The 15,251-nt window shown below is 55.0% G+C and carries 12 protein-coding genes and 1 pseudogene; 12 read left to right on the top strand and 1 reads right to left on the bottom strand.

Translation table 11 applies throughout. The annotated features are described in order from the left end of the window. Window positions 1–805 precede the first annotated feature (805 nt). From AAC01S_RS16180 to AAC01S_RS16125, 12 genes and pseudogenes are all read left to right on the top strand, one after another. Entirely contained in the window at window positions 806–1,675 is an 870-nt protein-coding gene (locus tag AAC01S_RS16180) for a tetratricopeptide repeat protein (RefSeq protein ID WP_157071240.1), read from the top strand. 84 nt (window positions 1,676–1,759) lie between these two features. Next, on the top strand, window positions 1,760–2,203 hold the full coding sequence (locus tag AAC01S_RS16175) for a DinB family protein (RefSeq protein WP_067624829.1): 444 nt from the start codon (window positions 1,760–1,762) through the stop codon (window positions 2,201–2,203). A gap of 429 nt (window positions 2,204–2,632) precedes the next feature. Further along, complete coding sequence (locus AAC01S_RS16170) at window positions 2,633–3,583, top strand: ABC transporter permease (protein WP_067624826.1); 951 nt, start codon at window positions 2,633–2,635, stop codon at window positions 3,581–3,583. A 32-nt stretch (window positions 3,584–3,615) separates the two neighbouring features. Further along, window positions 3,616–4,500, top strand: coding sequence for an ABC transporter permease (locus AAC01S_RS16165; RefSeq protein WP_067624824.1), 885 nt, complete (start codon window positions 3,616–3,618; stop codon window positions 4,498–4,500). Window positions 4,501–4,595: 95 nt separating this feature from the next. Then, window positions 4,596–6,260, top strand: a complete 1,665-nt coding sequence (locus tag AAC01S_RS16160) for a peptide ABC transporter substrate-binding protein (RefSeq protein ID WP_067624821.1) — start codon at window positions 4,596–4,598, stop codon at window positions 6,258–6,260. A gap of 102 nt (window positions 6,261–6,362) precedes the next feature. Next, complete coding sequence (locus AAC01S_RS16155) at window positions 6,363–7,793, top strand: M20 family metallopeptidase (protein WP_067624818.1); 1,431 nt, start codon at window positions 6,363–6,365, stop codon at window positions 7,791–7,793. Window positions 7,794–7,862: 69 nt separating this feature from the next. Further along, window positions 7,863–9,272, top strand: a complete 1,410-nt coding sequence (locus AAC01S_RS16150) for a M20 family metallopeptidase (RefSeq protein ID WP_067624815.1) — start codon at window positions 7,863–7,865, stop codon at window positions 9,270–9,272. 14 nt (window positions 9,273–9,286) lie between these two features. Continuing rightward, window positions 9,287–9,517 (top strand): annotated as a pseudogene (locus AAC01S_RS16145) (M20/M25/M40 family metallo-hydrolase); the annotation flags it as partial. Between the two features lie 65 nt (window positions 9,518–9,582). Further along, on the top strand, window positions 9,583–10,953 hold the full coding sequence (locus AAC01S_RS16140; protein ID WP_067624809.1) for a M20/M25/M40 family metallo-hydrolase: 1,371 nt from the start codon (window positions 9,583–9,585) through the stop codon (window positions 10,951–10,953). 4 nt (window positions 10,954–10,957) lie between these two features. Continuing rightward, a complete protein-coding gene (locus AAC01S_RS16135; protein ID WP_067624806.1) occupies window positions 10,958–11,944 on the top strand; it encodes an ABC transporter ATP-binding protein in 987 nt (328 codons plus the stop codon). Continuing rightward, complete coding sequence (locus AAC01S_RS16130) at window positions 11,945–12,913, top strand: ABC transporter ATP-binding protein (RefSeq protein WP_067624803.1); 969 nt, start codon at window positions 11,945–11,947, stop codon at window positions 12,911–12,913. A 154-nt stretch (window positions 12,914–13,067) separates the two neighbouring features. Next, on the top strand, window positions 13,068–14,147 hold the full coding sequence (locus tag AAC01S_RS16125; protein WP_157071239.1) for a hypothetical protein: 1,080 nt from the start codon (window positions 13,068–13,070) through the stop codon (window positions 14,145–14,147). A 177-nt stretch (window positions 14,148–14,324) separates the two neighbouring features. On the opposite strand, the gene AAC01S_RS16120 is transcribed toward AAC01S_RS16125, so the two are convergent. Further along, window positions 14,325–14,939 carry a nitroreductase family protein gene (locus AAC01S_RS16120; protein ID WP_067624797.1) on the bottom strand — a complete coding sequence of 205 codons (615 nt, stop codon included), beginning with the start codon at window positions 14,937–14,939 and terminating at the stop codon, window positions 14,325–14,327. Between the last annotated feature and the right edge of the window lie 312 nt (window positions 14,940–15,251).

Raw genomic sequence — 15,251 nt, 5'->3', positions numbered from 1 at the left:
AAGGCGAGAAGGGACAAAAGTTCCGTTATGGAGGCGAGGAGTCGCCGACCTGGAAGAAGGCGAGGCGTCGTAAGGGACAAAAGTTCCGTTATGGGGGCTAGTGCCGCCAGGTGACGGCCGGGCTGAGTGGGTCAAGGGCATATACGAAGTTCTCAGTTGTTTGCTTCCTTTTATTTATTCTAGTATTCATTCCGTTTAGGAGGTCGCCGACTTCTGATGTGACACAACTCGACGAATTCGACAGAGTTAAGAATGACACAAGGGATTACTTGAATCGACGAGAAAGTTGACTTATTGATAAATAGATTCAAAGTATATATAGATCTAAACATATGAATACCGCTGATGATCCGTGCGCATGGCTCGTTCTCATATTCACCCGAGAGGTGATGCTGCAAAGTGCTCAGGGATTCCATCAGGCTGTCGCCAATGCGACAGCCTTGCAGTAGAGTGGAAATGGGAATTATCAGATGAGCTCATTTTCACCGTCGTACAGCTTGTCTTGGTAAAAGTTTGGTACACGTGCGTTAAGATCGCGATTTTTTGCACAGAGGGGACTAGTGCACTCATGGCGATACTCCATGACGTTTCGAATGATGTTCCAACAATCCAAATGAATCCACGGCTTGCTGCGGCTCTTGGAATGCCGAAGGAATCATACGACTATAGGGCTGTGCCGCTGTCCGAACTGCCAAGCGCTTATGTAGTGAAAATTCATCCTAGGTGGGAGGAGCGGTCCGAAAGGGATCATACACAGCTAACTACATTGACATGTGGCGCTTGTGATCAACGGGGAAGATACGACTTGGGGGAAATCATGATTCCTCCGGAATTGGGGAATCGTTTAGGCGCCTTGGCGGCAATGGCGGACGAGTCACAGGCGGGAGAATCTAATGCCGTGTTTCGCCTGGATGAGTATATCCAGTGCACGGGTTATTTCCGTTGTGTACATTGCAACGAGGCGAGCGCTTGGTACTTTGACGATAGTTTCATGAGATTTCTCTTGCTATCCATGCTTACTGCTGCGGTGACGAAATACGATGACGATTCGGTCGTCCAAATTGGACGACTCCAGGGCTTCGATGGGTATGAATTAACGTGTGCAGCGGATTTGGAGGAGCACTTGCTTGACCTCATTGAGAAGAAACCAAGTGATGGATTTTTGTGGAATCGATTAGGGAATGTCTATCGACAGGGAGGAGTACCCGAACTCGCGACGGTGGCCTATGAACGATCTGTACAGGTTGACACAGCACAAGTAGAATCACACGCGGCATTGGCCGAATTTCTGTATTATGCACACGAATTTGAGTCGTTCATTCATCACGGCCATGCGGCGCTTGCGCATGCGCGGTTCTACAAAAAGTGTGACAAATTAAGTTTGCACCTCATCATTCGCCTGTTGCTTCGGAATCTGCTGGATGTTTCGTTAGCACTGGGCAAACCGGAATTGTTTCTCGTGCCGAAGGACATGCTGGAGTCGGTTTTTGCGTCGCACGGAATGCGTATGCCGAAGGGGGATTTGAAGTGGGAAGAGCGGGAACTCGATTTGGATCTACATGATCCGACTACTTTCTCCGGGCTTGCGGAGGTGTATATAGGGACCAGAGCGCCAAAGGTGGGACAAGCGTCAAGACGCCGTCACAGGAAGTCGAAGCGCAACAGACGTGCTTAGGAATGAGCGTGCCGTTTCGAAACAACAGCTTGCTTCTCGTCCGCAATAGGGACATGATCACAAGTGAGAGGAGATGGTTTGCGCATGGTGAAAGAGGTAGCCGATTTGTATCAGCTGTTGGAGAGCGTTCACACGAGTATCGACAAGATGCTCGACGGGCTGTCGGACGAAGACTGGATCAAAAAGCCGCGGCCGGATTTCAACAACATTGCGTCGATCATCGAACACACGGCATTGGTTGAACGGCGGTTTTTCACGCAGTTACAAGGCGAGACGCCGGATATCGACGCTGGAAGGCCGTTCAAAGCGGACTCGTGGGACGTCGCCAAGGTGAAGGCGCTGTGGGCGGAGAGCCTGGATTACGCGCGTGCCGCGCTGGAAGGCCTGACGGAATCTGATTTGGATCAGTTCGCCGCCAAACTCGGAGTCGGCGAAGTGAACAAACGTCAGTTGATCGCGTATGCGATCGCGCACACGGCACATCATCGCGGCCAGATTCCGCTGGTTAAGAAACTGCTGGCTGGCTGATCGGCTAGTTTTGGATCGTTTTCAGCGAAACATCGAAGCGGCGGGGGATAACCCCGTCGCTTTTTGTCGTTCTTGGGTTTGTCTGCGTGTTTGTGATGGCTCGCGACGTTTCAGTTGCCCAATCCGAATTTTACACGTTTGTGTTTTGTTAAAAAACATACCACAAAAAAGCCGCTATCGTCTGATTTCGACGCGATACATCGACACATACTCCGAAAATCTTCCTTTAGCGTTAGGTATTCAACCTTATATTGGATAATAAACGGATGTAAACGCTGTTGGTCAAATAATCGTGTAAATACTATTGACATGATACGGATAGGGCTGTTAGTGTCTAGTTATTCAATCACAGATCGATTCCCGCCACTCTTTGCGCTCTAGTCTCAATGGTTGTTCTCGCTGAAAACACAATTGGAGAAGGGTGATATCGTGAGTCGCTTTATCCTTCGTCGAGTGCTGCAGTCGATACCAGTTCTCTTTGGCATCTCCCTGTTGCTCTTCTTCATGATGCATGCAATGCCTGGCGGGCCTCTCGCGATGTACAGTCATCAACCTGGAATGACGAAAGCGTTGTTGAATCAGCTGAAGGAGAATATGGGACTGGATAAACCGCTGTGGGTGCAGTACGGGCACTGGCTTCTGAATGCTGTGCAGGGGAACTTCGGATATTCGTACAATTACGGTGTTCCAGCGCTCCACATGGTGCTCCAGCGGCTGCCGGCGACACTGGAATTGATGTTGTCGTCGTTCATCCTTGCAGTGGTGTTGTCGTTTGTGATTGGCGTAATCAGCTCAGTTCGTCAATACTCATTTGTCGATTATTCACTGACAATTCTGAGCTATTTCGGGATCGCAATGCCAACCTTTTGGCTGGGGCTGATGGTGCTTGTGATATTCTCCGCACAGTTGCACTGGTTCCCATCAGGAGGATTGATGTCGACGGGCGGCGGATCATTGGGGGATCGAATATGGCATGCGGTGCTTCCGGTCAGTATCTTGGCCATCTATCAAATTGCCCATGAGAGCAGGTACGTTCGGGCTTCCATGCTTGACGCGCTGGGTGAGGATTATGTGCGAACAGCAAGGGCGAAAGGGCTGTCCGAGGCAACGGTCACATGGAAGCACGCCTTGAGGAATGCGCTGCTGCCGGTGTCGACGGTCATGATCCTCGATGGCGCATATCTCTTCGGGGGCGCTTTGATTACGGAATCCATCTTTTCGTGGCCTGGGATGGGACGACTGTTTGCGCAGGCCATCTCGCAGGATGACTATCCTGTCATTATGTGCGAGATATCGCTGCTGTCGGTCATTATCATTTTGGCCAACATTTTCTCCGACGTGTTGTACACCGTTCTCGATCCGCGTGTGAGGCTTAGTTAAATCAAACGGTTCCGAGGGAGGTCTGGCGGATTATGGCGATTGCGACCGAGTCGAATCTTGCAGGCACAGTTGTGAAACCATCCAAACGAAAATTCGTCATGGTGAGGCTTGTCTTTCGAAAGAAAATCACCATGGTCGCGGTCGGATTTCTTCTGCTGGTTGCTGTCTGCGCTGTCTTCGCCCCATGGATTGCTCCATACAAGCTCAACACGCCGGATTTGATGGCGATGCTGGCGCCGCCGAGTGTCCATCATCTGATGGGAACGGATGATGTCGGGATCGACTTGTTCACCGAAGTGCTTTATGGAAGTCGAATTTCGCTGAGCGTCGGCTTCATTTCCGCCATATTCGCGGTGGTGATTGGAGGAACGATTGGCTCGATCGCGGGTTATTTCGGGGGATGGGTTGACGAACTGCTCATGCGGTTGACGGACGTCGGTCTGTCGGTACCTTCGCTGTTCATCATTCTCGGTTTGACCGCGGTGCTTGGAACATCACCCGCCACCATCGTCGAAGTCATCAGTCTGACCTCGTGGATGTATCCAGCCCGTCTCGTTCGCAGTCGTATTCTCACGATTCGAGACACAGATTATATTTTCGCCGCTCGTATGGTCGGTTGCCGATCAGCCCGAACCATCTTTGTTCACATCATTCCAAACGCTTTATCCCCGCTGATTGTCAATTGCACGCTTCTGGTTGGGCAATCCATCGTGCTCGAGTCCGTGATGAGTTTCTTGGGGGCGGGTATGCAACCTCCGAACATATCCTGGGGCTATTTGCTCAACCAGTCGCAAGACTATCTGTCAAGTGCGCCGTGGTTGGCCATCTTTCCAGGTCTGATGATTTTCTTCGTCGTTCTCTCCATCAATCTGCTTGGCGATGCCATTCGCGATCCGTTGGACGCGAGAAATCGATAGTCGCGGCAATGTGAGAGGGGGGATGCCGTCTACGTAACATCCTTCGCAATGGAGAGGGCTGGATCGTTTCCAACATGAAAACGGGGGTCATCTGAGTGGGGAGAAAACTGAGTATTCGAATGAGTTTGGCAGCGGTTGTAACACTCGCCGTGGCTGGGTTTGTCGCGGTTGACAACGCAGGTGTGCTTGGAAAGACGAGCGTTGACGTCAACAAGAGCGCGATCGGCGCCGCGTCGGTGACTACGGGAACGATTGTCGACGGACTGGAAGAGGAACCGGCGAATTTGAATCCAATCCTGAGTCCATCTGAAACGTTCTCTGAAATTGTGGATATGAGTCTCTACCGAAATCTGTTCATGGTGAATCCGAAGAACCAACTCGTACCGCAGATGGCCACTGTGGTACCAACGGTGAAAAACGGCGGTATCTCCAAGGATGGTCTCGTCTACACCATCCATTTGGATCCCAAAGCCAAGTGGTCGAACGGCCAGCCGGTGACATCGAAGGACGTGCAGATCACCTATGAGTTGATCATGAGTCCGGAGGTCAACGCGGTCTCCAAATTGGGCTGGGACGATGTGAAGAGTTTTCAAATTGTGAACGACAAAGAATTTAAGATCACGTTGAAAGAGCCAGACGCTGCCTTTGTTCAGGACGCGTTGGCCAGCGTCATGCCAGGGATTATTCCCTACAGCGTGTTTGGCAAAATGAATCCGAAAGATGTCAACACAGCGAAGTTCAACAGCGATCCGACGGTGACAAACGGTCCGTACAAATTCGTCTCATGGACGCCGGGAGCTGACATCGAAGTAACGGCCAATCCGTATTGGGATGGGCCAAAACCGAAAACGAAGAACATCGACTTCAAGATCATCCCGGATCAAAATACGTTGTTGACCAACGCAAAATCGCATTCCATCAACGTTTGGTATTTCGATCCGGTGCAGGATTTGGATCAAATCAAAGCCATCTCGGGAGCGACCGTCCACGTGACGAAGATGCCCGTCTTCGAGATGGCCGTGGTGAACTTCAAGGATCCGGTGATGAAGGACGTCAAAGTGCGTCAAGCGATGGAAATGGCGATTGATCGGCAAGCCATCGTCCAACAACTGTATAAGGGAAACGGGGTGCTTCTCGCTGCCGATCAGTCCAGTATGGCGTGGTCAAGCAATCCCAAACTGAAGCCGTACCCTTACGACCCGGCGCAGGCGAAGCAACTATTGACGCAGGACGGCTGGAAGATGGGCTCTGATGGGTATTTCCAAAAGAATGGGAAAGACCTGTCCATCACGTATATCACCACGTCCGGAAACAGCACGCGGGAAGCGACTGAGCGCTTGATTATGTTTTGGTTCAAGCAGGTCGGCATCAAAATGACCATCAAGAATTACCCGGCCAACGAGTATTTCGGCTCCATTCTTCCTTCCGGAAAGGGATGGGATTTGGCGGAGTTCCAGGATCAGGACAGCTCCGATCCGCCGGCTGGTCCGCAGGAACTGTTTACACCGACGGGATCGGCTGATTACGGATCCTACAACAACCCGACGGTCAACAAGTTGTTCGCGGAACAAGCGGTCGAAACAAACGCCGCAAAGCGAACGCAGATGATGCAGCAGATTGAAACCATTTTCCACGATGATCTGCCTGCGCTCTGGTACTATGCGCCGGAAGAGATCGACACGTCCATCAACATGACAGGCTATGTGCCGAATCCTTGGGACGTGGACACGTGGAATTGCTACGACTGGGCGCTGAAATAGACGGGATGATTGGGGCTGGGAGTCTTGATTTCGGGGCTCCCCGCCCACCTTTCCGATGGGGCCAACGGGGATGACCGCGATCATGCATAGGGGGATGGGTCCATGAGTGTTCAGTTGGAAACGAATCCATACTTGGATTTCATCAGTCAGGAAATCGAAGCGAAACGGGATGTTTTCATTCGGCTCAGCGATACGATATGGGGATACGCGGAAACGCGGTTCGAAGAGTTCCAGTCCTCGGCGCTGCTCTCTGAAGCGCTCGAAGCAGAAGGTTTTACCGTGGAGCGCGGCGTTGCTGGAATGGAGACCGCCTTCGTCGCTTCGTACGGCAGCGGCCATCCGGTGGCCGCCATTCTTGGGGAGTACGATGCTTTAAGCGGCTTGAGTCAGCGCGCCGGTCTGGTTGAACAAGTTCCTGTGGAGCGAGGGGGAAACGGGCACGGATGCGGCCACAATCTGCTGGGCACGGGCGCGTTGGCGGCGGCCGTCGCTGTCCGTCGATGTTTGGAGACGGAGAAACTGCCTGGCACGGTTCGCTACTATGGGTGTCCAGCCGAAGAGAGTGGGTCTGGGAAGACACACATGGTTCGGGCCGGATTGTTCAACGATGTCGACTTTAGCGTAACTTGGCATCCGATGGGGTACAACGGAATTTTTCAAGCGAACTCCCTGGCAAACTACCAAGTCTATTACAAATTCCGGGGCACAAGCGCTCATGCCGCCGCCTCGCCACACCTGGGGAGAAGCGCGCTGGATGCAGTCGAGCTGATGAATGTCGGCGTGAACTACCTCCGCGAGCACGTGATCCCTGAGGCGAGAATCCATTACGCGGTCACCAACTCGGGAGGCAGCTCGCCGAATGTCGTTCAATCAGAGGCCGAGGTACTGTACCTGATCCGCGCGCCGCGCGTGTCGCAGGTTGAGGAGATCTATCGAAGAGTGTGCGACGTCGCCAAGGGGGCAGCCTTGATGACCGGAACACAGGTGGACATCGTGTTTGACGCGGCTTGCAGCAACCTCGTTCCGAATTCCGTTCTCGAAGAGACGATGTACAGGAATTTCGTCGCTTTGGGAACGCCTGAATACGACGCCGACGAACTCGACTTCGCGAGATCGCTGCGGGCCACGTTGACAGACGCGGAGCGGAACCATGTTCACGACCCAGCTCTGCGAGACAAAGATCTCGCAGATTCGATCACGCCTCCTCACACACTTTCCACACGCCGTTCGGGTGGGCTCGGATCCACGGACGTAGGCGACGTCAGTTGGGTAACGCCGACGGCACAATGTACAACTGCTTGTTGGGTGGTTGGCACGACAGCCCACTCTTGGCAAGTGGTCACCATAGGCAAGTCGTCGATTGCGCACAAAGGCATGCTGCACGCAGGCAAAGTGATGGCGGCTACAGCCCTTGAGATGATGCGAAATCCCGCGCTGCTTGATCAGGCAAAGCGGGAATTGGGAGAACGTCTCGGCGATGAAACGTATGCTTCTCCAATTCCAGAAGGTGTTCAGCCAGCGGCGCGCCGGTGAGCATGGCCGCTGGGGCCGTTGATCGAAGGCCACAACCAGTCCGGCCATTGAGGAGGCGAATCAAATTCTATGGATGATTGCCAATTTGTTTCCGATCTGATAGAGGCAAGGCGCGACGATTGGATCGCTGTGAGCGACGCGATTTGGGACTATGCGGAAATTCGCTATGAAGAATTTCGGTCCGCAGAGATGATGGCGCAAGTCCTGGAGAGGGAGGGATTTGCGGTCGACCGTTGTGCCGGCGGGATCGACACGGCGATTGTGGCCAGCTATGGCCGCGGCAATCCCATTGTCGCCATTTTAGGTGAATACGACGCGCTCTCAGGATTGAGCCAATGCGCCAATCAGTTGACCAAAAAACCGCTTGTGCCAGGGGGGAACGGGCATGGCTGCGGTCACAATTTGTTGGGAACGGGTGCGCTTGCCGCCGCGATCGCCGTGAAAGAGTACATGGATGCGCATGGTGTGAAAGGGACGATTCGGTACTATGGCTGTCCGGCCGAAGAGGGGGGCGGAGGAAAGGCGTTCATGGCGCGTGCCGGCCTGTTTGACGACGTGGATGTCGCTTTCACTTGGCACCCATGGAGCCACAACGAGGCGTGCAACGCGACGATGCTCGCGACGTGTCAGGTGTTTTTCAAGTTTGTCGGCAAGAGCTCCCACGCTTCGGGAAGTCCGCATCTTGGGCGAAGCGCCTTGGATGCGGTGGAGCTGATGAACGTCGGGGCCAACTACTTGCGAGAACACCTCACACAGGATGCGCGGCTGCATTACGCTGTAGTCAATCCAGGTGGGCGTTCGCCCAATGTCGTGCAGGCGGAGGCGGAAGTCTTGTATAAGCTGCGGGCGCCGAAGATGGGAGAGGTCCGCGAGATCCTCGATCGGGTCGTCGAGATTGCTCGCGGAGCGGCACTCATGACGGGTACCGAGATGTCCCGCCAATTCGATGCGGCGTCCGCCGACATGATCCCCAACGTCACGTTAAGCTCCTTGATGCATCGGAAATTTCAAGAGATCGGCGTCCCGGCGTATTCCGAAGAGGAAGTCGCGTTCGCGAAACGCATCCAGGACACATTCTCCGAAGACGAAAGGAAAGCGCTCGTCGCCAAGGGCGGTAAGGTGATTGCGGACGAGATCGATCCATTTTCCGCCGAGCCCACCTTTCTTGCTGGGTCCAGTGACGTCGGCGACGTGAGCTGGATTGTCCCGACTGCTCAAGTGAATGTGGCCACCTGGGCATTCGGTACACCCGGGCACAGCTGGCAGATTGTGTCGCAGGGCAAATCGTCGATCGCGCACAAAGGCATGCTGCTCGCAGGCAAGGTGATGGCGGCCTCCGCAATCGACGTCATGCGCAACCCGTCGCTGATTGACGAGGCGAAGGTGGAACACGCAACGCAATTGAGCGGGGAAACCTATCAGTCCCTCATACCTGCGGAAACGGTGCCGCGCCCCATCAGTCGGTTCCAACCTGTCTAGCCATCAAATTGATTGAACTGTTTGGCGAAGATGCCGTGCTCGAAGCGCCTCGGATGATGGGGGCAGAGGATTTTTCGGCTTACCAGAGCGTCGTTCCAGGAACCTTTTTTAACGTCGGTGCTGGAAATGTCGAGAAGGGGATTGTTTACCCGCACCACAATCCAAAGTTCACGGTGGATGAAGACGCATTGACCATTGGGGTGAAGTCGTTCGTCGGGATCGCGCTCAAGGTGCTTGGCGAGTGAAGCGGGGAAACCAGTCTTCGGCGCGCAGAAGCCATCGAGGATATCCGAAAACAGGGGGACGTAAGATGCCGACATGGATGGAACTTGTGAAGGCGCAGCTTCCGACCGCGATCGAAACGCTGCAGCAATATTGTCGACAGCCGAGCGTGGCTGCACAGCATATTGGCATGGCCGAGACGGTTGCGATGGTGGTCGATATGGTCAAACGCGCTGGCGGCACCGCCCGAGTGCTGGACGACTGCGGGGGGAATCCGGTGATTTACGCGGAGTTTTCCGCGGGGGAACAGGGCAATCCCAATCAGACGCTGCTGTTCTACAATCACTACGACGTGCAGCCTCCGGAGCCCATCGATGAATGGACGTATCCTCCATTCGGGGCAGAAATCCACGACGGGAAAATTTTTGCACGGGGCGCTTCTGACAACAAGGGCGATTTAACCGTGCGCCTGCAGGCGATTGCGATCCTGCAAGCCAACGGAGGATTGCCTTGCAACGTCAAGTTCCTGATTGAAGGTGAAGAAGAAATCGGGTCCCCTTCGCTTCCCGCCTATCTCAAGAAGTATGCGGACTTGTTTCGGGCGGACGCGTGCATTTGGGAATTTGGCGGCAAGAACATCGACGGTCGACCGCAGATGGTGGCAGGCATCAAGGGCATGTGCTATCTCCAGTTGTGGTGCCGTGGCGCGGATGTCGATCTTCATTCCTCGAACGGCGCCATCGTCGATAACCCCGCGTGGCGGTTGGTGCAGGCGTTGGCTTCGATGAAAAGCGTCGACAACAAGATCCTGGTCGACGGATTTTACGACGACGTCGAACCTCGAACGCCAGAGATGATCAAGTTGGCCGAATCTCACCCGTTCGATGTCGACCAAATGCGCGCCCAGCTTGGATTGCGCCGTCCGTTGATTTGCGGGGACGAGAATCCCAACCTTCATGTGTGGTACGAACCGACCATGACGATCTGCGGATTGGAAGCGGGATATACCGGCGAGGGCAGCAAAACCGTGCTCCCACGCCGGGCGCAGGCCAAGGTGGACTGTCGGCTTGTTCCGCATCAAGATCCGGACGATATCTTGGCAAAGGTTCGGGCTCATCTCGACAAGCACGGGTTCACGGATGTGGAAGTGACGCAATTGAACGGCGAACGGGCGTACCGATCCGACATGAACCACCCGTTCGTGAAGTTGGTCATGGAAACGGCACGAGAGGCGTATGGCGTGGACCCGATTCTCGCCCCAACCTCCGCGGGAACTGGGCCAATGTATCCGTTCGGCGAGTTTCTCGGCTTGGATTTGCCGATTGTGTCCACCGGTTGCGGATGGTGGAATTCGCGTGCGCACGCGCCGGATGAATCGATACGCATCCCCGACTTTGAGCAGGCGATGCTGCACATGGTGCTGTTGATGAATCGAATGAGGGAACCAATACGGGGGTGATGGCATGGCTCAGCCACTGCTTGAAGTTCGCGATTTGAAGACGTATTTTGTCAGCAAGGAATCTCGGGTACCGGCGGTTGACGGGATCGATCTCGACGTCAGGCAAGGGCAAATCGTATGTATCGTCGGAGAATCAGGGTGCGGCAAGAGCATGACATCGCTGTCCATCATGCGGCTGTTGCCGAGACCTCGCGGCAAGATTGTGGGCGGAACCATTCTGTTCAACGGCGTGGACTTGCTCGACTTGACGGAAAAACAGATGTCCCAGCTTCGAGGCAATGAAATCTCGATGATCTTTCAAGAACCGATGACGGCCCTCAATCCGGTGCTGTCGATTGGGGATCAAATTGCGGAGGTGCTCCTTCGCCACAGGAGATTGAGCCGGCGCGAGGCGACGGAACGGGCCGTGCAGGCGTTGACGTTCGTCGGGGTGCCGCGGGCGAATGAAATCGTTCATGAATACCCGCATCAGTTGTCCGGCGGGCTCCGTCAGCGCGTCATGATTGCGATGGCGATGGCGTGCGAACCGAAGTTGTTGATTGCGGACGAACCCACGACGGCCTTGGACGTGACGATACAGGCGCAGGTGCTGCAGTTGATGAAGCGACTGCGCGATGAGACGGGGACGTCCATGATCCTCATCAGTCACGATTTGGGTGTGGTAGCGGAGATGGCCGATCACGTCGTCGTCATGTACGCAGGGCAGGTTGTTGAGAGTACCGACGCCGAGACGCTGTTCAGCCAACCACTTCATCCGTACACGCGCGGACTCATGGCGTCGATGCCGTCGCTGGACGAACAGAGAGAGGTTTTGTACTCCATTCCCGGCACGGTGCCGGGCGCAGTGAACTTTCCCAAAGGTTGCCGCTTTGCGGATCGCTGCCACATGGCGCAAGCTCGGTGCCATCGAACGATGCCCGATCTACGGGAAGTGGCCGCCGGGCATTTTGTGCGCTGTGACATGATCACTGCAGAAGGCGTGGGGATGTAAATGGAACAATATGCCGTTGAGGTGAAGGAACTGAGAAAGTACTTTCCGATTCATGCTGGGCTGCTTCACAGGACCGTCGGCCACGTCAAGGCGGTCGATGGCGTCTCGTTCGGCGTCAAAAAGGGTGAAACGTTGGGCATTGTCGGCGAGTCCGGCTGCGGCAAATCCACAACCGGGCGTATGATTATGCGTTTTTTGCAGCCGACCAGCGGAGATATTCTGATTGACGGAAAGCACGTGGACGAGGTCACCCGATCGGAAGCGGGCGAGTTTCGCAAAAAGATACAGATGGTATTTCAAGATCCATATGCGTCGTTGAACCCCAAACGCAGTGTTGGGCAGACCGTTGCCGAGCCCCTGATTGTCAACCGAATTATGCCTCGGGCCGATGCGATGGAACGCGCTGCGAAACTCCTGGAGACGGTGGGACTCAAGAGCCAAGACATGCACAAATATCCGCACGAGTTCTCGGGCGGACAGCGCCAGCGGATCGGCATCGCGCGGGCATTGGCCTTGAATCCTCGGCTGATTGTCGCGGATGAGGCGGTCTCGGCATTGGACGTTTCCATTCAATCGCAAATTCTCAACTTGCTGATGGAGCTGAAGAATCAGTACCATCTTTCCTATCTATTTATTTCGCATAACCTTGCAGTGGTCAGACATATCAGCGATCGCGTCGGGGTCATGTATCTCGGCCACCTTGTCGAAATTGGCCCCAAACACTCCGTGTATTCGAATCCGCTGCATCCATACACGGAGGCTCTCTTGTCAGCGGCTCTGGAACCGCGCCGGCAAAGTCGTCGGCAACGCATCGTCTTGCAGGGAGACGTGCCCAATCCAGCCAATCCGCCAAGCGGGTGTCCATTTCACACAAGATGTCCGAAGGCGATGAAGGTGTGCCGAATGGATTCACCCGAGATTCAAGAGGTCTCGGCCGAACATTTGGTGGCTTGCCATCTCTACGCGTAGTTGTGAGGCGGAGTCTTTGCGTGCAAGCAGGGCATTCCATCCGTGCCAGAGCTCGCTTCAACCTATTTTCAATCCAATGGTGCTATCTTCTCATTCAGTAGGATGTTTGGCTTGATAGCCACATCCCTCCAGACTGCCCATGAGGTGATGGATGATGAAGATTGGTGTACCAGGGAAAGTGTTGATGGGCTCGATGGCAATCGCTGTAACGTTCGGACTTGGCTCAAGTGTGGCGTTTGCGTCGGCCAATGCGACGCATTCGACCAACTTGGGCAGCTTGAAGGGTACGCTCATTTCGGAACTGGCGAAGGACTTGAATTTGAGCGAAAGCGCGTTGCTTGCCGATTTTCAGGCTGGTCAAACGGTGAGCCAGATCGCGGCAGCGCAGAATGTATCGACTTCGACGCTGATTTCCGATCTCGAGTCGGCGCTTGATGCGAAGGCGACGTCCGCGATTGACACGCAAGTCACGAATTTGGTGAACGGAACCACCGCCAAACCTGCGCCGAGATCGGGCAATGCGGCGGGCCACGCCAGCTTCCAAGGGCTCGGCGGGCTGTTGTCGGATCTGGCTGCCGACTTGAACATCTCGACGAGTACCTTGCAGGCCGATTTGAAGAACGGTGAGACCGTCGCCCAGATCGCGGCCGCGCAGAATGTGCAGACCTCCGCCCTGATTTCCGATCTCGAAACAACCCTCGACAATACCTTGAGCCAGGCCGTGTCGAGTGGGAAATTGACCAGTGCGCAAGAGGTCTCGATGGAATCGAAGATCGCGACGATGGTCACCGATTTGGTGAACGGAACCAAGCCGGCCCAGTCCTCTTCCACGCAGTCTTCCACGCGGCCGTCGCATGTTGGGAAAGGGCGCGGATTTGGCTGGGCGATGGGCGGTAAGGTCGGAACTGGTGCGACTGGCGGGACTGCGACAGGTGCGAGATCGAGCATTCTGTCCGATCTCGCAGCCGATCTCAACATCAGCACAACGACCTTGGAGTCTGACCTGAAGGCCGGGCAAACCGTGGCTCAAATCGCGGCCGCTCAGAACGTGTCGACTTCAACGCTCATCAGCAACCTCGAGTCGACCTTGACAACGCAGGAAGAGGCGGCCATTGCCACGGAAGTCACGGACTTCGTGAACAGCACGACACCGCCGACGTTCGGCAATCCATCGGGATCTAAGCCGGGCGCGAAACGCCTGTCGCAGCCGGGGGCAACACACACGCAAGGCTGAAGCCGGGCGTGACGGCGAGGAAGCGAAGGCGAGGAACAATACAAAACGCCAGTCGGGCAAGGTTCTGCCCGCTGGCGTTTCGTTGCCTCCGGTACCGTGGTCTCTTCCGCAACGATTCGAGCCACGAATCCCCGCAGATGTCTGCGGGGAGACCATGTCGCACGCATAGATGTTGGCTCATTTGAACACTTTGAACCGTTCTTCTACCGACTGGTACACCTTTTCTCGCGGCGGTGCCGTTGGCGCGCCGAACGGCATCTGCGCAACGAGCCGCCAATGCTCAGGCAAGCTCCATTCCTGTTTCACGCGCTCGTCGATATATGGATTGTAGTGTTGCAGGCTTGCGCCCAAACCATGGGCCTCCAACGCGACCCATACGGCGAGCTGGTGCATCCCGTTCGTTTGCTCAGACCACACCGGAAATCTGTCTTGGACCTTCGGAAATTTCTCCTGCAATCCTTCAATGACAGACTGGTCTTCAAAGAACAAGACCGTTCCATATCCTTGTTCGAATCCATTCAGTCGATCCAACGTCGCCCGGTATTGCTCTTCGGGTTGAACCGACTGAAGCACCTCCTTAGCGATGTTCCACAGCTTGTCGTGATGCTGTCTGAGCAAGAGCACAATGCGCGTGCTTTGCGAGTTGAACGCGGATGGGGTGTGTTGAACGATTTCGGAGATAATGTTCTGGATTTCCTGATCCGAGATCGGCGACGATTTACTGAGAGCATACATGGACCGTCTGTCGCGAATCGCCGACATGACGTCCTTGTTCAAGATAGTTGTGACCATGTCTGTTCCCTCCACGAATCGTCTGTATGGAATATCTGTTACTTACTAAATGTAATGTATTGCCGTGCTGTGTTCAAGTGGGGCAGCGCGATCGCGCCGGCGAGCGGCAGGCTTTCGCGGCATAAGGGACAAAAGTACCGCTATGGGGACGAAGTGGCGTTGGCCGGCTGCTGGCTATCGGCGGCATAAGGGACAAAAGTACCGCTATGGGGACGAAGTGGCGTCGTCGGTCGGCGGGCTCGGGTGTCGTAAGGGACAAAAGTACCGCTATGGGGACGAAGTGGCGTTGGCCGGCTGCCGGCTCGGGTGCCG

Origin of the sequence: Alicyclobacillus acidiphilus NBRC 100859 (assembly GCF_001544355.1) — a bacterium.
In the GTDB taxonomy this organism is placed as follows: Bacteria; Bacillota; Bacilli; order Alicyclobacillales; family Alicyclobacillaceae; genus Alicyclobacillus; species Alicyclobacillus acidiphilus.
This window is presented reverse-complemented; position numbering and strand designations above follow the sequence as displayed.